Below are 18,436 nucleotides of genomic sequence, written 5' to 3'. Positions count from 1 at the left end.
AATGTTGACAAATGATTTTTATTCTTGGTATAGTCTTCATCATAAAGTTAAAAATTCTAAAAATTATAAAACTCTTATCAAGAGCAGGTGGAGGGATTTGGCCCGATGAAGCCCAGCAACCGACCGTAATACCATTGTGAAATGGGGCGTTTATGACGCCAAAAGGCACGGTGCTAATTCCAGCAGAAAGTAAACTTTCTGGCAGATAAGAGGGGAGAAGATAAACTTCAAACCTCTTTCTTTGTGGAAAGGGGTTTTTCTATTTTAGAAAAACCTCTGAATGAAAAGGAGGAGAAGACGATGGGATATTATTCATTAACTGAAACAACAGCTATACAATATGCGAAAGAACACGGTTATTTTGAAAAGAAAGCAAATGTAGTTTGTCATGAAATTGGAGATGGAAATTTAAATTACGTGTTCAAATTAGATGATGGAGAGAAGTCTATTATAATAAAACAAGCACTGCCATATGCGAAAGTAGTTGGTGAGAGCTGGCCACTGTCTATAAAAAGAGCGACGATTGAAAGTAAAGCATTACAAATTTTTGCGAAGTATGTGCCAGATTATGTTCCAGTAGTGTACAGTCATGATGAAGAGTTAGCAGTTACAGTAATAGAAGACTTATCAAGACTAACAATTACAAGAAAAGGATTAATAGATGGAGAAGGATATCCACTTTTATCCCAGCATATCGGTCGTTTTCTAGCACATGTTTTGTTTTATACTTCAGATTTCGGTTTACAGTCAGAAGAGAAAAGGGTACTAGAAGGTACATTTGTAAATCCAGACCTTAGTAAAATTACAGAAGATTTAGTTTTTACGGATCCATTTGGACATTATGATACGAATGATTATGAGTCAGATTTACAGTCAGTGATTGATGAACTTTGGAGTGACAAAACTTTAAAGCTAAAAGTAGCACAATATAAATATAAGTTTTTAACGAGAAAAGAAGCGCTTATTCATGGTGATTTACATACTGGTAGTATTTTTTCATCACCTTCTGAAACGAAAGTGATCGATCCAGAATTTGCAACGTACGGTCCATTTGGATTTGATATCGGTCAATTTATTGCAAATCTATTATTAAATGCTTTATCTAGAGAAGAAGAAAAGAGAAGTGTACTATTTTTCCATATAGAAAAGACATGGAGTTATTTTGTAGAAAACTTTACGAAGTTATGGATTGGAGAAGGTGTAGAAGCATATACGAAAGAAAAACAATGGTTACCAATTATTTTGCAAAATATCTTTACTGATGCCGTCGGATTTGCCGGATGTGAACTGATTCGTAGAACAATTGGCTTAGCTCATGTAGCGGATTTAGATGGGATAGCAAATAAAGAAAATAGAATTCAAGCTAAAAAACAAGCGTTATCCTTAGGTAGAGAACTAATAAAATATGAAGCCAAGTGTGCTGATATTCAACTGTTTCGAACATTATTTCAACAGACAGTTGGAGGTGTAAAAGCATGAGTACAATTATTACTATTCCGAGATCTGTAAGTTGGAAAGGCGATGCAATTGCAGTATTAAATCAAACAAAGTTGCCGCATGTCACTGAATACAAAACATTAACGAATATTGAAGAGGTATGGAAAAGTATCATTATGTTAGAAGTAAGAGGAGCGCCTGCAATTGGAATTGTAGCTGCGTTTGGTTTGGCGCTTGCGGCAAAGAAATACGATGCTATAAATATCTATGAGTTTCAGAAGAAGTTTAATAGAGATTGTAACTATTTAGGAACATCACGCCCGACAGCAGTCAATTTATTTTGGGCAATCGATCGTATGAGAGAATCTATTCGAGAGATTACTACAATAAAAGAAGCTCAAAAAATATTAGAAGAAGAAGCGCTTCATATTCAGCAAGAGGATGAAATGGTGTGCCGAAGTATTGGAGAACATGCTTTAACATGTTTTAAAGACGGTGATAAAATTTTAACAATTTGTAACGCTGGAAGTATTGCAACTGCTAGATATGGAACAGCATTAGCCCCATTTTATATTGGGAAAGAGAAGGGTGTGCGTTTACATGCGTATGCGTGTGAAACGAGGCCGGTTTTACAAGGTGGTCGTTTAACGACATGGGAATTGAAACAAGCAGACATTGATGTAACGCTTATTACGGATAATACTGCAGCACATGCAATTCGAACGAAAGAAATTAATGCGATTATCGTAGGGGCAGATCGAATCGTTGAAAACGGTGATACTGCTAATAAAATAGGAACATTAAATTTAGCTATATTAGCAAAGTATTTCGGTATCCCATTTTACGTTGCAGCACCGTTATCTACATTTGATACTACGAAACAAACAGGTGCTGAAATTGTCATTGAAGAAAGAGATGAAACAGAAGTTACGAAAATTTTTGGGAAACAAGTGGCGCCACTTGGAACGCCTGTATTTAACCCTGCATTTGATGTAACACCGCATGAATTAATTACGGGGATTATTACTGAGAAAGGTATTTTACGTGGAGATTATAAGCAAGAAATTACATCATTATTTGAAAAAATAAGCTAACTGCTCAGTCGCTATATAAAAAAACGGTAGAAAAGCATGTTTTTAAATGGTCGAGAGGGACTGGCTATGTATAGGAGCGGTAAGTGCCTGTTCCTACCACGCGCAACGTTTTAAAACAAAGAAAGGTAGCAAGGTGTAGGACCATTTGTATCTTCATGGTAGCAATCTATATGCTGAAAAATGAAATGTATGGCTGAGTAGTTAAAAACAAGCTAATAAAAAATAGCTTGTTTTTTATGCCTTAAGTCTTCGTTTCCTCTTATTTATGTAATGAAGGGAGGAGAGAAAGATGGAAGAGTGGATCGGGATGATAGGTAATGTGGGCTTTCCAATTGTTGTAACGCTATATTTACTACATCGCATTGAAAGTAAATTAGACGGAGTGATTGTAGCAATTGAGAAGCTCCCTAAACAATTACTAAAGTAGGAAGATCCTCGCGATAGAAAGTAAAATAAAGTTTGCTCGCGAAGAGCAAACTTTATTTTTTATCCCGCATTAATGGGCAGTAAAAGCCCGATTGGTGAAGGCTAATAATTAGTGGGGATGAACAAAACCCCCACTGATTAAAGTTTCACTTTATTGAGCAGTATAACCACCATCGATAACGACAGCTTGACCAGTTATACCTTTTGCTTTTTCACTCGCTAAAAACATAGCATAATCAGCAATTTCTTGTACTTGTAGCAAACGTTTCTGTGGTACAAGAGGATAAATGACATCTTCTAAAACATTTTCAAGTGGTACATTTCGCGTAGTTGCTAAGTCTTGTAGTTGATTTCGTACAAGAGGGGTATCAACATATCCGGGACAAAGAGCATTTACAGTAATTCCATGAGTTGCTCCCTCTAAAGCAGCAACTTTTGTTAATCCAATTACACCATGTTTCGCACTATTATAGGCAGCTTTTCCAGCGAATCCAACAAGTCCGTTAATCGAAGCAACATTAATAATACGACCATATTTTTGCTTTTTCATAATCGGAAAGGCATGTTTGATGGCGATAAATGGAGCGATTTGCATAATTTTAATAAGAAGCTCGAATTTATCAGTTGGAAAATCTTCAATCGGTGAAACATGTTGCATTCCTGCGTTGTTAATTAATACATCTAATGAGCCGAAGTGAGTAACTGTTTGAGAAATTGCTACTGTAATTTCTTCTTCAGATGTAACGTCACATTTTAAACCAATGGCTTGATAGCCTTCTTTTTGCAATTGTTCAGCAGCTTCTTTCGCACGTTCTTCAAGACGATCACTAATCACAACTTTAGTACCTTCTTTTGCGAAAGCACTTCCCATTTCATAACCAATACCGCTCGCAGCACCTGTTAAAAAGACAACTCGATTTGTAACCATGATGAAAAACACTCCTTCATAATAAAAGTTCTCTTATTGCTCTATTTAGAGAGGTGATAATAAAATTCCTGCAAACATTTGGAAAAATATTGCTAGCTATCTTGTTTTGCAAAGTAGCGTTTGCTATACTATTTTGTAAAGCAAGATACTTACGCTTATCTATCTTGTAAAACAAGATAGTGGGAGGATTTGAAATATGTCGACAAGTCAAATGCTGAAAGGGATTTTAGAAGGATGCTTACTTGCTATTATTTCTGAAGGTGAAATATACGGTTATGAAATGAGTGAAAGATTAGCGAAGTATGGTTTTACAATGGCGAGTGAGGGAAGTATTTATCCGTTATTAATACGAATGCAAAAGGAAGGATTAATAACAAGTGTAATGAAGGAATCTCCATCTGGTCCAAAGCGGAAATATTATACATTAACAGAAAAAGGCGAGGAAGCACTTAATGAATTTATGGATCGCTGGGAAGCGATGCAAAGTAGTGTAGAGCGTCTACTTGAGGGGAAGGGGAGAAAAAAATAATGTTATCAAGTGAAGCACGAAATTTTTTATTAGAAATGAGATTATTTTTAGCGGCAAAGAGTGTGAAAGAAAGCGATATTGAAAATTTTATAGAAGATGCGGAACTCCATTTAATTGAGGGTGAGAGTGATGGGAAAAGTGTAGAAGATATTTTCGGAAGCTCACCGAAAGAGTATGCAAATGAACTTGTAAAAGTAATGGAAAGAGATAGACAGGAAACGTGGAAGCAAATTGGTTTTACAGTAATGAATATTGTATCGTTTTGGATTATTGCTTCTATCTTAATAGTGAATAACGGAATGTTACAGATTTCACTTATTCAGTGCGTTGGGTATAGTTTTTCCTTGATTTTAGTTGTTATAGGTCCTAATTTTTTACTTCGCAAAATGACCTTCGTAACAAGTTTTACAAAAACGTGGTTTTCTATGTGGTTTTTAGTCATGATTGCGCCAATGTTTTTAATAGGAGTTGTTACGATATTAGATGTAATCTATCCTACCAAAATGTTTACATTCACCCAAACGCAAAGTTATATATTAGCTGGAGCTATTTTTATTATCACAGTAGCGATAAATATGTATTTTGAAGGATGGTTTAAAAACTTATATTTAATTATTCCACTTTCTATTATGTTAGTGTTTAAAACATTTACATCAGAAGATCTCGTGCCAATGTTATTTCAAATTATATGTTTATACGGAAGTTTGTTTATTTTAATCTTCCTTGAAATTATGATGAAGGCGAATAGAAGAGTAACGGTTAAATAAGGGAGGGGTTATCATGCAGATTTCTAAAGAAGGAGAAAAGTTTTTAATCGATACGAAAGTGTATTTAATAACAAAAGGAATTAAAGAAGAAGATGTGGACGCTTTTATAGAGGATGCAGAACTTCATTTAATAGAAGGTGAGAAAGAGGGAAAGACGGTAAGCGATATATTCGGTGATTCACCAAAAGAATATGCGGAAGAATTAGCGAAAGAAATGGAGAAGGATAAAGGCGGGAGTATAAAGAGTATTCTTGCCATGATAATTGGTATTGGCGGGTATTGGATATTAACTCATATTTTATTTAATAATCCGAATCAGCAATTTACACTAACGAATATACAGTTAATTGGCTATCCTATCGTTTTAATCATTACGATTATTGGAACCATTGTTGCGTTTAGAATGTCTTCTTTTAAAAATAAATTTGTAGAGTTCGGGATTATTTACATAATAGTAATGGTTCCCATTTTATTATTAGTATTATTGATGTTTGTTGATAAATGGTACGGTACACCTATTTTGCAATTTTCGACAATGCAAACATATATATTAGCAGCAAGTATCTTTTTATTACTTTTTGTTGGAGAAGTGTATGTCCTTGGTTGGATGGGTGTTTTGGTGCTAATTGTTCCTTTAGCGATTATGTTTATATTTAAAGAATTAGAAGAAAAAAATGTGTTTTGGGGAATTGCAAAGATATTACTTATGTATGGAAGTATATATGGATTAATGAGATGGTCTTTAAAAATTGAAGAGAGAAAAAGTGTAAACGAGTAGTTCAAAAAAAGTGGCTGCTCTGGATATACAAAAAATTATTTCCAAAGAAATACTATATTTTGATTTTTAGAGGGATTCGGTTTAGGTGTATAGTGTATCCTTTGCAGCCGGTATATCGTTTATTAATTGGAATAAATTGTTTTAAACAGTAACAAGATCGTTACTGTTTTTTTCTTTGTAATAAGAGACTTTGTAAAGAGAGCGCTTTTTGTTCATTTGTTAATAATGAATTGATGTGAACGTTATTAGGGCTAGGGACTATAGGGTACATAAGGTTCGATGGTGAATGGTGATGTTCAGAACCGGTTGGAGAGTGGGGATCTGCGTGCGTAAGTTTTCCATGAATTCGTCTTGTAAATAAAATATGACCAATTTCGTGAGCGAGGGTGTATATATTTTTCATTGGAGCAGCTGAGTTTGTTAAAACGATGTAACCAGTAAGTTGTTGTTGTTTCGCTAGAGAGTAAGCGCAAGCGATTACTGCGGTTTCTTTGAAATAATCACTACCAATATAACAAATATAAAGGTCGCATTCAGGAGCTTCGTTAACACAAGTTTGAAAAAAAGATGATAATTTTTCCTGACTTTGAATGGAGTTTTTATAACTAATTTCCCGATTAGAAAAACGGAAAAGCTCGTTTAGTACAATTACTTCTTTAATTTTAAATGTAATGGGATGCCAAATTGATTCTGCAACTGCTAAATCTTTTGCAATACGGTCGTCAGAAATATCGGCGCCTGGAGTAATGCAAACACATATATTAACGTATGAATTCATAAGGAACACCTCAAATGAAAAAATTCTTTCTATAATATATGTGGGGGAAAGGTCCTATGTATGGATAAACGCCTTGTTTATTACACGAATATATAGACTATAAGTCGAAAAAATTTCATAGTTCTATAACGTAGTATGGTCTGCTTTTTGATATAGTAAAGAAAAGGGGGAGAATATATGTATACATTAAAAATCGTTTCAGACAGAGAAGCTCTGTATCAATTTGCGAGCTATGTAAGAGTTGTGCAAGGGATTGAAGATGTATATGTAGAGGTGGGAGAACCTTTATATGAACATCCATTAATGAAGTTTTATGTACATATTACAATTGAAGAAACATATGATCAGCATAAAGCATTGCAAGAAATAGCTAGGTTAGTAGAATTAGGGCGTTTTACATATGTCCATTATCATAATGAGGAAATTGAAGAAGCTTTTGAAGTTGTAAAATACGAAAGCTTTAAGAAATAAAGTGAAACTTTAATCAGTGGGGGTTTTGTTCATCGCCCACTGATTATCAGCCCTCACCAATAGGGCTTTTATGGGCAGCCCGATCCCCACCTAACTTCTTTACTTTCGCTGAATTTTGAGGTAGGGGTCTTACCGCCCGCAAATAGCAGGATAACGGTAAAAAAAGGAAGTGGAAGCTTCCTTTTTTATTGAAAATTACAGCAACAAAAGAAAGAGAATTTTGTTATGATAAGGAAGGGTGAGGAAAGGGGAGTTTACATATTGGGGTATATTGAAGAGTTACGCAAAGTAGTTGGTACAAGACCACTTATTTTAGTAGGATCAGCAATTATTATATTAAATGATAATCAAGAAGTATTGCTTCAATATCGTTCAGATACATATGATTGGGGCGTACCTGGTGGGGCAATGGAACTGGGAGAAACGACAGAAGAAACTGCTCGTAGAGAATTATTCGAGGAGACGGGACTAAACGCGAAAATTATGCAATTTCTTGGCGTTCTTTCAGGAAAGGAAGTTTATTTCCGTTATCCAAATGGAGATGAAATTTTTAATGTGATTCATCTGTATCAGGCACATCATGTAAGCGGAGAATTAAAGCTCGATCATGAAGGGTTAGAACTTCAATATTTTCCAGTAGATAAGTTACCAAAATTGAATGAAACGACAGAGAAGATATTACAAAAATTCTTATACGCATTGACAGAATAGAAGGTTAATTCCTTCTATTTTTATTATATTAAATATTTTGATTTTTTGGTATGTTTATAGTATGATAATTTTAGACATACAACTTATGGAATTTCACCTACAAACTTACTAGGGTACATAAGAGAGGGGCAAGTACAAAATGCATAATGTTGTCATTACAGCTGCAGTTCGTTCACCAATTGGAACTTTCGGAGGAGCACTAAAAAATATAACACCAGTAGAATTAGCTGTTCCTGTACTTCAGGAAGCTGTAAAAAGAGGCGGAGTAGAGCCACATGAAGTTGATGAAGTAATTTTAGGTCATTGTATTCAAAGAACTGATGAAGCAAATACGGCAAGAACAGCTGCATTAGCGGCAGGATTTCCTGACACAGTTACTGGTTATACAATTCAACGTCAATGTTCTTCAGGTATGCAAGCAATTATGTCTGCTGCAATGCAAATCCAATTAGGTGTAAGTGATATTGTTGTTGCAGGTGGAGTAGAAGCAATGAGCTCGAGCCCTTATGCATTAAAACAACACCGCTGGGGACAACGTCTACAGCACGGAGAAATTCGTGATACGGTGTGGGAAGTTTTAGAAGATCCGATTCACCATATTATGATGGGTGAAACAGCGGAAAATTTAGTTGAACAATATGAAATTACAAGAGAGGAACAAGATGAAGTTGCGCTTCGTAGTCATACATTAGCGTTGCAAGCGATGGAGTCTGGATACTTTGACGATCAAATTGTTCCTATTACAATAAAAGAACGTAGAAAAGAAGTTGTATTTGCGAAGGATGAACATCCACGTGCAGATATTACAGCGGAAAAATTAGCAGGATTAAAACCAGCTTTCCGTAAAGACGGATCAGTAACTGCAGGGAATTCATCTGGTCTTAATGACGGAAGTGCAGTTCTAGTATTAATGAGCGAAGAAAAAGCAAAAGAAAAAGGCTTACAACCGTTAGCTCGAATTGTTGGATACTCAGTAGCGGGTGTAGATCCGAAAATTATGGGTATTGGACCAGCACCAGCAATTCGTAAAGGATTAGAAAAAGTAGATTGGTCATTAGAAGATGCAGATTTACTTGAAATTAATGAAGCTTTCGCTGCACAATATTTAGCTGTAGAGAAAGAGTTAGGGTTAGACCGTGAGAAAGTGAATGTAAACGGTAGTGGTGTAGGACTTGGACATCCAATTGGTTGTACAGGAGCTCGTATTACTGTAAGTTTAATTCACGAATTAAAAAGACGTGGATTAGAGAAAGGTATTGCCTCTCTATGCGTTGGAGGCGGTATTGGAGTAGCTTTATTTATAGAAGCATTATAAAAAAGAGGCAGCTATTGCAGTGACCCCTGTCAAGTAGACAGTATTAAAAAAGCGCAACTAAGCAACCTGAGTTCTATATTTATATGGACTCAGGTTATTTAATTTCTTTTGAAATCTTTGATGATTATAAAAGTACATATATTTACGCACGGCAAGTTTGACCTCATTCGCTTTACGGAAGGAGTGTAAATGAAAACACTCTGCCTTAAAGTGACTGAAGAAGTTTTCCATACAAGCATTATCCCAACAGTTGCCTCTTCGAGACATACTTGCCTTCATCTGATATTTTTTAAGTAATTGATTATATTGACGAGATGTATACTGGGACCCTTGATCACTATGTAAGAGGATTCCCTTCACATTTCGTTTTTTCTTTGCCTTTTTAAGTGTATCTAACACAAGTTTTAAGTCGTTTCTACGACTGGTTTCATAGGCAACAATTTCATTATTGTATAAATCCTTAATAGCGGATAAGTACAAGCGCTGTCCATTGAAAATCAAATAGGTGATATCGGTTACCCATTTCTCATTCGGTTTTGAAGCTTGAAACTGCCTATTGAGATGGTTTTCTGAAAGCACATAAGCCTCTTTTTTTCCGTAATAAGGTCGTTTTTTTCTAATTACGGCTTTGATACCTAGTTCACTCATCAATCTTTGGATGCGCTTATGATTCAAATGAAGGTTATATGTGGCTTTCAGCCACACTTGTATTCTTCTATATCCATAAATTCCTCTTAATTTTTTATGACACTCCAATATCTTTTTCTTAATTTCGATATCCTCTGATTGTTTTTTTGAAGGCGTCGTATGCCGTTTTATCCATTTGTAGTACCCACTTCTGGTTACACCAGCAATATCGCATAGAATGGTCACTGTATAACCTGTTTTTGTCATTTCATGGATGACTTCGAATTTTTTCGTTTTGGATACGACTTTCATTCCTCCTTTTACATCCCTAAGAGCTTTTTTAACATTTCATTTTCCGCTTCTAATCGTCGGATCTTAGCTTCAGGATCTTCGGGTCTAACCCTTGGTCTACCTAAACCTGGTCCTTTCGCTTTACCGCGTTTTTCTTCTAGTCCTTTGATTCCTTCAGCTTCAAAGTATTTCACCCAACGACTTACAACCGAGTGATGAATACCTAATTCTTTCGCAATGGTTTTATAGCTCATGCCTTCTTTTAAGTATAAATCTATAGCTTTTTTCTTAAATTCTACATCGTAAGTGACTCTAATTTTTCCCATAAAAAAAATCCCCTCCATAGTAAACAGGTTAATGTTCTTTCTTTTTCCTGTCTACTATAAGGGGATCATATCATATTGCTGCCTCTTTTTTTATGACTCAAATAAGTGATGAAATAATCGATCGCGATTTTCAAAGAAAAGTTTCGTCGTTTGGTAATGCTCCGTTTCTTCTAATGTCGATTCGTGAATCCCTTCTTGAGTTAAAGAGTATATAGTAGATTCAGGATAAGCCATTAAAATGGGAGAATGCGTTGCGATAACAAATTGTGAACCTTGTTCAGCTAGTTCGTGCATGCGAATGAGCATTGAAAGTTGTCTCATTGGGGATAAAGCTGCCTCAGGCTCATCTAAAATGTATAAACCTTGTCCTGAAAAACGATTCATAAATAATGAGAAGAAGGATTCGCCGTGTGATTGTTCGTGAAGTGAAACACCACCATAAGATTTTATAGCATCTATTTCATCGATATAAGAAGCAACGTTATAAAATGATTCAGCGCGAAGAAAGAAACCGTCGTTTGGTGTATTGAAACTTTTTGAAATTCGAAGATATTCATGTAAAGATGAATGGGAATCGTTTGTGCTAAAACGGAAATTCTTCGTTCCACCTTCTGCATTAAAACCTAAAGCAATTGCAATTGCTTCCAGTAATGTTGATTTACCTGTCCCATTCTCTCCAATAATGAATGTTACATTTGGGTGGAAAGCTAGTGATTGTAATGTTCGTATAGCCGGTAAGCAGTATGGATATGCGGAAAAGCTAGGGATATTTTCTTTTTGTAATGAGACGCTTTTTAAAAAGGGTGTTTCAATCAATATATAAACCTCAATTCATAAGGGATTTTGTTTCTAAAAAAGCAGCAAATACAAATGTAATACAACTTGCTAGTAATATTGTATATTGAAGTGCGCCAAAACCGAGCCCTTCCCAGCCGAAAGTCATTCTCTTCCATATGAAAATGAAAAGAACGCTCATAAAGCCAAAGAGAGCAGGCATATATTTTATAATTTTCAAGTGCTTCCATAGAAAGAAGCCAATGTATGTACTTAAAAAAAAGGTAGACAGAACAAGAAAAAATACAAGTGTTAACGACACGTGAACTCCTCCTATTTTCTGAATATTTTATGTGGATTATAACACGTAAACTATCATATTCCAATGTGAAAATAAACATTGCATCAAGATTAATTCTCTCGTTATGATAGATGATATTCTATTAGAAATATGAAGAGGAGTATTAATATGCCGTTTACATTTGCACATCCAGCAGCTGTTCTCCCTTTTGCTAAGAAACATTCTAGTTATATTTCGGTGACGGCTCTTATATTAGGTAGTATGGCACCTGATTTTGAATATTTTTTATATTTTAGGCCATACGGTATTATTGGCCATACATGGGCTGGTTTCTTCTATTTGAATTTACCACTCGTTTTTTTATTAGCATATGCATATCATCGTATTTTAAAAGGACCGTTTATAACACATTTACCTAAGCCTTTTGCTAGTTACTATAAATATGTAATAGATGCGAAGTGGGGGCTATATACTTGGAAGGACTTTTTTGTATTTTGCTATTCTGCTTTATTCGGTATGGTGACGCATGTCGTTTGGGATGCTTTTACTCATAAGACAGGCTATTTTGTTGTGAAAATACCACTGTTACAGCAAGAAGTATATAGTATTCCAATTTATAAATTTTTACAGCATGGGAGTACGTGTTTTGGTCTACTATTACTAATATATGTACTATTGAAATATAGGAGGGAAACTGATCAAGATACTAGTTTAACTTCGGAAAAAAAGAAATATTGGGCTTCATCTATCGTTGTGGCGACCATTATATTTATCGTTCACGCGTTATTAGACCCCTATTTTCATATTTTCCAAATAGGAGGTATAATAGTATCTGGACTGACAAGTTCGTTTTGTGGACTTCTTATTGTTTCTATAGTTTACAAATCAAGGGACTAATTTATATTAATGAATGATAGTGTTAGGAGAAATTAAATGATGAAAGCATGGAAAAGTATTTTTGTTTTATGCAGTTTTCTTCTTATGTTAAGTGGTTGCTTCCAGCAAGAAGAAAAGAAGGCAGAACCTAAAAAGAAAGAATCTATTCCAGAAACAAAAGAGTATGGTGGGCGTGAGCTTAAAAAAGTAGGACAAAAAGTGAAAGAAAAAGGGTGGGGGACATTTGAATTAGAACAGATTCATTCTGTGAACCAGACATTTGAAGTAGCCCCAATGAAAATTCACGTACAAGACGTTAAAGTTATCTCATTATCACAAATGAGCAAAGAGGCAAAAAATACATTGAAAGTGTATACTGCATTAACTCCTGAAGAAGTGAAGCGTAGATTGGGAGATAAAGTGAGTCAAGAAGATGCTGAATTATATGCATCGTTAAGTGGAACAGAGATTAGCGATACGATTCGGTATGTTGAAATTACATATAAGGTAGAGAATAGTGGAGATAAGAACATGCAATTTTTCTCTATGAATGATGTTGCTATAAATGACAAACAACATTTTAATGTAGCGACTCAAAACTTTTTATATGATGAAGATACGCTCGTTGGTACAAAGAGTGTTTCAAGGGAAGATTATAGGCCTGGTGAGACACGAGAAGGAATTATCGGTTTAATACTTGATGATGGAAAAGAAAAAGTAAAGGATATTAAGTTTACGACAGATGATTTAGCAGCAGGAGACACAAATGAAGCTGTTAAAGAACCGCAAACTTTTAATATTTCACTCTCTAAATAAAGTGTCTTTATAATAATTTAAGCAAAAACAGTCAGCATAAAAAGTTATGCTGACTGTTTTTTTAGTTCTTTCACATATGAATCTACACTTTGAAAAGGTACTGTAATTTTAAAAGCATCTTTTTGCTCGTTAAATTGTTTTTCATTATAAGGACCGAATCGTTTATTATGCTTTACATCGATAATCCAATAATGTTCACTTTTTTTATTTGTAATTGCTGCGTCAGGATTATTTGGATCTGATTTTTCCTCAATTTGTTTTGTGATAATGTATTTATCGTCCCAAGCAATTTCTGTAATCTTTGCAGGGATGTATTGTGTAGCATATACAGCATCCTGAGAGGGGAAAAGTTCAAATGCATCTCCAGAAGTATGGATGAGTTCATATTCATCGTTAATTGTATAAGTTAAATGGTTTGTATTGCCTGTACAACCTGTTAATAAGAGTGCGGCAAATAGGATTATCCATCTTTTCAATATGGGAACCTCCTTTATAATGCTGTTGTAACACATTGTACAAGAAAAGTAAGCGAAACGCCAGTTTACAATGTTTTTTAGAAGTGGTACGATGAAACGGGTAAAGAAGGATATGAAGGAGTCGACACAAAATGAAGTTAAAGATGCATCGTCCAGCGCTTGTAATGAATCGCATAGGTGCTTCCCTTATTGACATGTTTTTAATCTCGGTTACGTACGGTGCAGTAGTAGCTATTATTACAGGAAACTATAGTGCTATTTTTGATCGTTTTAATATAAGTTTAGGTGACTATAGATATGACCTTACACTTGTTTTCGTATTAATGGCTATAAATTTTATTCTGTTACCTTTTCTTTGGAACGGTTCTACACTTGGTAAAAAGGTAACAAGAACAAAAATAATCTCGTTAACAAGTGAAAAACTAACGTTACAAACATTAATAATACGATTTTTGGTATTATTATTACCAAGCATATTATTACTTGGAGTTCCATTAATATGCAATGTATATATGATGTTATTCCGCAAAGATAATTGTGGCTTCCATGATTTAATTGCAAAGACGAAAGTGATGAGTCTTGTATAATTAATATTTAGATTATACGTGCTACTAATGAAATAAGACTTTTTATCGTTTGTATATAAAAAGTCTTATTTTTAATTTCGTGAAAAATTTCATCATTCTCTTATTTTTTCATAAAATTAGATAAATGGAATTGATATAGGGTGGATATCTCCTATATAGTACCTTCCATATTACGGAAGGATGTTTAAAGAAGCTGTAGCTAATTCAAACATCCTATTTTCGTTTTGAATAGATTGAAAATTAAGAGAATGATATAATGGATATAAATAATATCGTTATATAACAAAGGGGGATTTGGAATGACTGGAGGTAGCTTAATATTTTGGGGAATTCTTATTTTTATTGGTTTAACCTTCGATCAATATAATAGTAAGAAAAAAAAAGAAACAGAAAAGTAACCGCTTACAAGTTGTGGAGTAAACTTTTCCTGCTTGCGGACTAATCTAATAAAGGAGTATACTGAATGACGGTAAGACATATAGAAGGGGTAATGAAAATGAAGCTTGCAGGAAAAGTTGCCATTGTAACTGGTGGTGGCATCGGTATTGGACGTAGTACAGCTCTTTTGTTGGCTAAGCAAGGCGCAAAAGTAATTGTGACGGACATTGATCAAGAAAGTGGACAAGCAACAGCCGAGGAAATTACGGATTTAGGCGGAGAAGCACTTTTTGTATCCTACGATATGGGGAAACAAGGAGATTGGCAACGTGTTATTAGTTTTGCTATGGAGGCATACAGTCGTATTGATATGCTTTTTCAAAATGCTGGTCTATATAAAATAGATTCTATTTTTTCTCGCCAACAAGAGAACGATTCCAATGTACTTTGTATTAATGACGTTTGGATAGAGATAAAACAATTAACGTCATCTTTTATGAAACAGCAAGAAGAAGTGGTGCTTAGTGATTTACCTGTTTTTGGTATTATTAGCACGAGAGGACAATCATTTCATACAATAGAAGCCCTAGTATAATAATGGAAAACCGCCCCCAGTATATATGTGGACGGTTTTTTTGTATGTTCTATTATAGAACTTTATTTTTTAACGAATACGTTGTTCGGTTTGGCTATCAAAGAAATGTGCTTTATTCATATCAAAAGCAAGTTTAATTTGGTCACCAGGTGAAAAAGTATGTCTTGCATCAACACGTGCTGCAAAATCTTGATTTCCAAGTTTCATATATAAAATGGATTCAGCCCCTAACAACTCTGCAACTTCAATTTTCGTTGTGAAAGTAGTAGCTTGTGAAGCTTCTAAAAATAATAGTTCATCATGAATATCTTCTGGACGAATACCTAAAACAATTTCTTTATTTACATAGCCTTGATCGCGTAATAACTTCATTTTTCCTTCAGATACTTTAAACTTTAGTGAACTGTCTATAACGAAATCGGTTTCAGTTAATTTTCCACGGAAGAAATTCATTGCGGGTGAACCGATAAAACCACCAACGAAAATATTTTCAGGTGTTTCATATACTTCTTTTGGAGTTCCAATTTGTTGGATTTTGCCGTCTTTCATAACAACAAGGCGTGAAGCCATTGTCATTGCCTCAGTTTGATCATGTGTTACATAAATTGTCGTTGTGCCAAGGCGGTGGTGTAATTTAGAAATTTCTGATCGCATTGCAACACGTAGTTTAGCGTCTAAGTTTGATAATGGTTCATCCATTAAGAAGACTTTTGCGTCTCGAACAATTGCTCTACCTAATGCAACACGTTGACGTTGTCCACCTGATAAAGCTTTCGGTTTTCTATCTAAATATTGTTCAAGCCCTAAAATTTGAGCTGCATGTTTCACTCGACGGTCGATTTCATCTTTCGGTATTTTTCGAAGTTTTAATCCAAATGCCATATTATCATACACACTCATATGTGGATAAAGAGCGTAGTTTTGGAAGACCATTGCGATATCTCGATCTTTTGGAGGAACATCGTTCATTAGCTTACCATCAATTGAAAATTCTCCTTTTGAAATATCTTCAAGTCCAGCTACCATTCGTAGTGTTGTAGATTTTCCGCATCCAGAAGGACCAACGAATACGATAAATTCTTTATCTTGAATGTGTAAGTTAAAATCTGTTACGGCTGTTACGTTATTATCATATATTTTATAAATATTTTCTAATTTAAGTTCTGCCATGATATTTCCCCCTAGAAAGTTTATGCAAACGTTTTCTTTGAATTTATTATAAACGAATAGATTCAAAAAAGAAATAAAAACACTATAAAAAAATAAAACGTTTTCATTATTCCTATGAATATATAATAAGTTTCACATGTTTTATTAGAAAAAGAAAATAAATATTGTAAGCGCTATTTTAAATTTGGATAGAATCTGTTATCATTCAGTAATGAAAACGTTTGCGCCTTAAAAAAAGAAAAAAGAATCAATAGTATAGATGAAATGGGGTAGCATAATGGGAAAACAATGGTGGAAAGAAAGTGTAGTATATCAAATTTATCCTCGTAGTTTTATGGATAGTAATGGTGATGGTATAGGTGACCTTCGTGGTATTCTTACGAAGCTAGACTACTTAAAAGAATTAGGTATTGATGTAATTTGGTTATCACCAGTCTATGAATCTCCAAACGATGATAATGGTTACGATATAAGTGATTATTGTAAAATTATGAACGAGTTCGGAACAATGGAAGATTGGGATGAACTATTACATGAAATGCATAAACGTAATATGAAACTTATGATGGACTTAGTTGTTAATCATACTTCAGATGAACATAATTGGTTTATTGAATCATGTAAATCGAAAGATAATAAATATAGAGACTATTATATATGGCGCCCTGGAAAAGAAGGGAAAGAGCCGAATAACTGGGGAGCAGCATTTAGTGGATCTGCATGGCAATATGATGAGATGACAGATGAATATTATTTACATCTGTTTTCTAAAAAACAGCCAGATTTAAACTGGGATAATGAAAAGGTAAGACAAGATGTTTATGACATGATGAAGTTTTGGTTAGAAAAAGGAATTGATGGGTTCCGTATGGATGTTATTAATTTTATTTCTAAAGAAGATGGCTTACCAGCTGTTGAAACGGATGAAGAAGGATATGTTTCAGGGCATAAACATTTTATGAACGGTCCGAACATTCATAAGTATTTGCATGAAATGAATGAAGACGTATTGTCTCAGTATGACATTATGACGGTTGGGGAAATGCCTGGTGTAACGACAGAAGAGGCTAAATTGTATACAGGGGAAGCTAGAAAAGAACTACAAATGGTATTCCAATTTGAACATATGGATTTAGATTCCGGAGAAGGTGGGAAATGGGATGTAAAACCATGCTCACTTCTTACTTTGAAACAAAATTTAACAAAGTGGCAAAAAGCATTAGAACAAACAGGATGGAATAGCCTTTATTGGAATAACCATGACCAGCCTCGCGTTGTATCTCGTTTTGGTAATGATGGAGCTTATCATACTGAATCAGCAAAAATGTTAGCGACAGTACTTCATATGATGAAAGGGACACCATATATTTATCAAGGAGAAGAAATCGGAATGACCAATGTTCGATTTGAATCAATTGATGAATACCGAGATATTGAAACACTAAATATGTATAAAGAAAAAGTTATAGAGCGCGGCGAAGATATAGATAAAGTGATGCAGTCTATATATATAAAGGGCCGAGATAATGCTAGAACTCCGATGCAGTGGGATGATAGAGAACATGCTGGATTCACAACGGGTGAGCCTTGGATTGCGGTAAATCCTAACTACAAAGAGATTAATGTGAAACAGGCAATCCAAGATGAAGAATCGATTTTTTATTACTATAAAAAATTGATTGAATTACGTAAAAACAATGAAATAGTTGTGTATGGAACATATGATTTAATATTAGAAAATAACCCTTCTATTTTTGCTTATGTAAGAACATATGGAGAAGAAAAGCTTCTGGTGATTGCAAACTTTACTGCAGATGAATGTGTATTTGAATTGCCTGAGGACATTATTTATAGTGAAGCAGAGTTATTAATACACAATTATGATGTAGAAAATGTATTGATAGAAAACATTACATTACGACCATATGAAGCAATGGTATTTAAATTGAAATAAGAAAAGCCTTATGCCACCCTGGCATAAGGCT

General features: G+C 34.5%; 23 protein-coding genes, 1 pseudogene and 1 riboswitch. Of the genes and pseudogenes, 16 read left to right on the top strand and 8 right to left on the bottom strand.

Going from position 1 to position 18,436, the window contains the following annotated elements:
• Positions 1-71 precede the first annotated feature (71 nt).
• Positions 72-212, top strand: a riboswitch (SAM riboswitch).
• 88 nt (positions 213-300) lie between these two features.
• The 3 genes from mtnK to NSQ08_RS18775 all read left to right on the top strand — a co-directional run bounded on the left by mtnK (position 301) and on the right by NSQ08_RS18775 (position 2,958).
• On the top strand, positions 301-1,479 hold the full coding sequence (gene mtnK / locus NSQ08_RS18785) for an S-methyl-5-thioribose kinase (protein ID WP_002190558.1): 1,179 nt from the start codon (positions 301-303) through the stop codon (positions 1,477-1,479).
• Positions 1,476-2,531: an S-methyl-5-thioribose-1-phosphate isomerase gene (gene mtnA, locus NSQ08_RS18780; protein ID WP_002190557.1), complete on the top strand. Its 1,056-nt coding sequence runs from the start codon at positions 1,476-1,478 to the stop codon at positions 2,529-2,531. The genes mtnK and mtnA overlap by 4 nt, the downstream gene beginning before the upstream one ends.
• A 289-nt stretch (positions 2,532-2,820) precedes the next feature.
• Positions 2,821-2,958 carry a YvrJ family protein gene (locus NSQ08_RS18775; protein WP_002014881.1) on the top strand — a complete coding sequence of 46 codons (138 nt, stop codon included), beginning with the start codon at positions 2,821-2,823 and terminating at the stop codon, positions 2,956-2,958.
• A gap of 150 nt (positions 2,959-3,108) precedes the next feature.
• Here the strand turns inward: NSQ08_RS18775 and NSQ08_RS18770 are convergent, their stop codons facing one another.
• Complete coding sequence (locus tag NSQ08_RS18770) at positions 3,109-3,885, bottom strand: 3-hydroxybutyrate dehydrogenase (protein WP_340777891.1); 777 nt, start codon at positions 3,883-3,885, stop codon at positions 3,109-3,111.
• Positions 3,886-4,081: 196 nt separating this feature from the next.
• Here NSQ08_RS18770 and NSQ08_RS18765 point away from each other — a divergent pair, with 196 nt between their 5' ends.
• The 4 genes and pseudogenes from NSQ08_RS18765 to NSQ08_RS18750 form a co-directional block, all read left to right on the top strand.
• Positions 4,082-4,414: a PadR family transcriptional regulator gene (locus tag NSQ08_RS18765; RefSeq protein WP_002033935.1), complete on the top strand. Its 333-nt coding sequence runs from the start codon at positions 4,082-4,084 to the stop codon at positions 4,412-4,414.
• Positions 4,414-5,181, top strand: a complete 768-nt coding sequence (locus NSQ08_RS18760; protein WP_002033936.1) for a DUF1129 domain-containing protein — start codon at positions 4,414-4,416, stop codon at positions 5,179-5,181. Before NSQ08_RS18765 ends, NSQ08_RS18760 begins: the two co-directional genes overlap by 1 nt.
• A 13-nt stretch (positions 5,182-5,194) precedes the next feature.
• Complete coding sequence (locus NSQ08_RS18755) at positions 5,195-5,959, top strand: DUF1129 domain-containing protein (RefSeq protein ID WP_340777886.1); 765 nt, start codon at positions 5,195-5,197, stop codon at positions 5,957-5,959.
• An 8-nt stretch (positions 5,960-5,967) separates the two neighbouring features.
• Positions 5,968-6,104, top strand: a pseudogene (locus NSQ08_RS18750) (DNA-binding protein); the annotation flags it as partial.
• Positions 6,105-6,119: 15 nt separating this feature from the next.
• Here NSQ08_RS18750 and NSQ08_RS18745 read toward each other — a convergent pair.
• The gene (locus NSQ08_RS18745; protein ID WP_002033939.1) at positions 6,120-6,737 is read right to left on the bottom strand and encodes an ImmA/IrrE family metallo-endopeptidase; all 618 of its coding nucleotides are present in this window, start codon (positions 6,735-6,737) and stop codon (positions 6,120-6,122) included.
• A gap of 177 nt (positions 6,738-6,914) precedes the next feature.
• Between NSQ08_RS18745 and NSQ08_RS18740 the strand changes: the two genes are divergently transcribed.
• From NSQ08_RS18740 to NSQ08_RS18730, 3 genes are all read left to right on the top strand, one after another.
• The gene (locus NSQ08_RS18740) at positions 6,915-7,208 is read left to right on the top strand and encodes a DUF3928 family protein (protein ID WP_002143000.1); all 294 of its coding nucleotides are present in this window, start codon (positions 6,915-6,917) and stop codon (positions 7,206-7,208) included.
• Positions 7,209-7,469: 261 nt separating this feature from the next.
• Positions 7,470-7,919, top strand: coding sequence for an NUDIX hydrolase (locus tag NSQ08_RS18735; RefSeq protein WP_012261633.1), 450 nt, complete (start codon positions 7,470-7,472; stop codon positions 7,917-7,919).
• Between the two features lie 139 nt (positions 7,920-8,058).
• Positions 8,059-9,234, top strand: coding sequence for an acetyl-CoA C-acetyltransferase (locus tag NSQ08_RS18730; protein WP_002128911.1), 1,176 nt, complete (start codon positions 8,059-8,061; stop codon positions 9,232-9,234).
• Positions 9,235-9,291: 57 nt separating this feature from the next.
• Here the strand turns inward: NSQ08_RS18730 and NSQ08_RS18725 are convergent, their stop codons facing one another.
• The 4 genes from NSQ08_RS18725 to NSQ08_RS18710 form a co-directional block, all read right to left on the bottom strand.
• On the bottom strand, positions 9,292-10,173 hold the full coding sequence (locus NSQ08_RS18725; RefSeq protein ID WP_215589307.1) for an IS3 family transposase: 882 nt from the start codon (positions 10,171-10,173) through the stop codon (positions 9,292-9,294).
• 8 nt (positions 10,174-10,181) lie between these two features.
• Positions 10,182-10,478 (bottom strand): transposase, encoded by a 297-nt coding sequence (locus tag NSQ08_RS18720; RefSeq protein ID WP_002170592.1) that lies wholly within the window; start codon positions 10,476-10,478, stop codon positions 10,182-10,184.
• Positions 10,479-10,568: 90 nt separating this feature from the next.
• Positions 10,569-11,294, bottom strand: coding sequence for an AAA family ATPase (locus NSQ08_RS18715; RefSeq protein ID WP_002033800.1), 726 nt, complete (start codon positions 11,292-11,294; stop codon positions 10,569-10,571).
• Positions 11,295-11,304: 10 nt separating this feature from the next.
• Positions 11,305-11,574 carry a hypothetical protein gene (locus NSQ08_RS18710; RefSeq protein WP_002142996.1) on the bottom strand — a complete coding sequence of 90 codons (270 nt, stop codon included), beginning with the start codon at positions 11,572-11,574 and terminating at the stop codon, positions 11,305-11,307.
• A 147-nt stretch (positions 11,575-11,721) separates the two neighbouring features.
• Here NSQ08_RS18710 and NSQ08_RS18705 point away from each other — a divergent pair, with 147 nt between their 5' ends.
• Both NSQ08_RS18705 and NSQ08_RS18700 read left to right on the top strand, forming a co-directional pair.
• On the top strand, positions 11,722-12,450 hold the full coding sequence (locus NSQ08_RS18705) for a DUF4184 family protein (RefSeq protein ID WP_033709398.1): 729 nt from the start codon (positions 11,722-11,724) through the stop codon (positions 12,448-12,450).
• 36 nt (positions 12,451-12,486) lie between these two features.
• Complete coding sequence (locus tag NSQ08_RS18700) at positions 12,487-13,245, top strand: hypothetical protein (protein WP_002066932.1); 759 nt, start codon at positions 12,487-12,489, stop codon at positions 13,243-13,245.
• Between the two features lie 44 nt (positions 13,246-13,289).
• On the opposite strand, the gene NSQ08_RS18695 is transcribed toward NSQ08_RS18700, so the two are convergent.
• Positions 13,290-13,721: a DUF3997 domain-containing protein gene (locus NSQ08_RS18695; protein WP_002033805.1), complete on the bottom strand. Its 432-nt coding sequence runs from the start codon at positions 13,719-13,721 to the stop codon at positions 13,290-13,292.
• Positions 13,722-13,852: 131 nt separating this feature from the next.
• Here NSQ08_RS18695 and NSQ08_RS18690 point away from each other — a divergent pair, with 131 nt between their 5' ends.
• The 3 genes from NSQ08_RS18690 to NSQ08_RS18680 all read left to right on the top strand — a co-directional run bounded on the left by NSQ08_RS18690 (position 13,853) and on the right by NSQ08_RS18680 (position 15,281).
• Positions 13,853-14,308, top strand: a complete 456-nt coding sequence (locus NSQ08_RS18690; protein WP_002033806.1) for an RDD family protein — start codon at positions 13,853-13,855, stop codon at positions 14,306-14,308.
• A 299-nt stretch (positions 14,309-14,607) separates the two neighbouring features.
• The gene (locus tag NSQ08_RS18685; protein WP_002142992.1) at positions 14,608-14,706 is read left to right on the top strand and encodes a hypothetical protein; all 99 of its coding nucleotides are present in this window, start codon (positions 14,608-14,610) and stop codon (positions 14,704-14,706) included.
• Between the two features lie 65 nt (positions 14,707-14,771).
• Positions 14,772-15,281, top strand: coding sequence for an SDR family NAD(P)-dependent oxidoreductase (locus tag NSQ08_RS18680; protein WP_002033807.1), 510 nt, complete (start codon positions 14,772-14,774; stop codon positions 15,279-15,281).
• Between the two features lie 69 nt (positions 15,282-15,350).
• On the opposite strand, the gene NSQ08_RS18675 is transcribed toward NSQ08_RS18680, so the two are convergent.
• Positions 15,351-16,451 (bottom strand): ABC transporter ATP-binding protein, encoded by a 1,101-nt coding sequence (locus tag NSQ08_RS18675; protein WP_002033808.1) that lies wholly within the window; start codon positions 16,449-16,451, stop codon positions 15,351-15,353.
• Between the two features lie 277 nt (positions 16,452-16,728).
• Here NSQ08_RS18675 and malL point away from each other — a divergent pair, with 277 nt between their 5' ends.
• Positions 16,729-18,405, top strand: coding sequence for an oligo-1,6-glucosidase (malL, locus tag NSQ08_RS18670; RefSeq protein WP_012261630.1), 1,677 nt, complete (start codon positions 16,729-16,731; stop codon positions 18,403-18,405).
• Positions 18,406-18,436 lie beyond the last annotated feature (31 nt).

The organism is Bacillus sp. FSL E2-8887, assembly GCF_038007205.1.
Classification (GTDB): Bacteria; Bacillota; Bacilli; order Bacillales; family Bacillaceae_G; genus Bacillus_A; species Bacillus_A mycoides.
The sequence above is the reverse complement of the archived record's forward strand: the minus strand, read 5'-3'. Positions and strand labels throughout refer to the sequence as shown.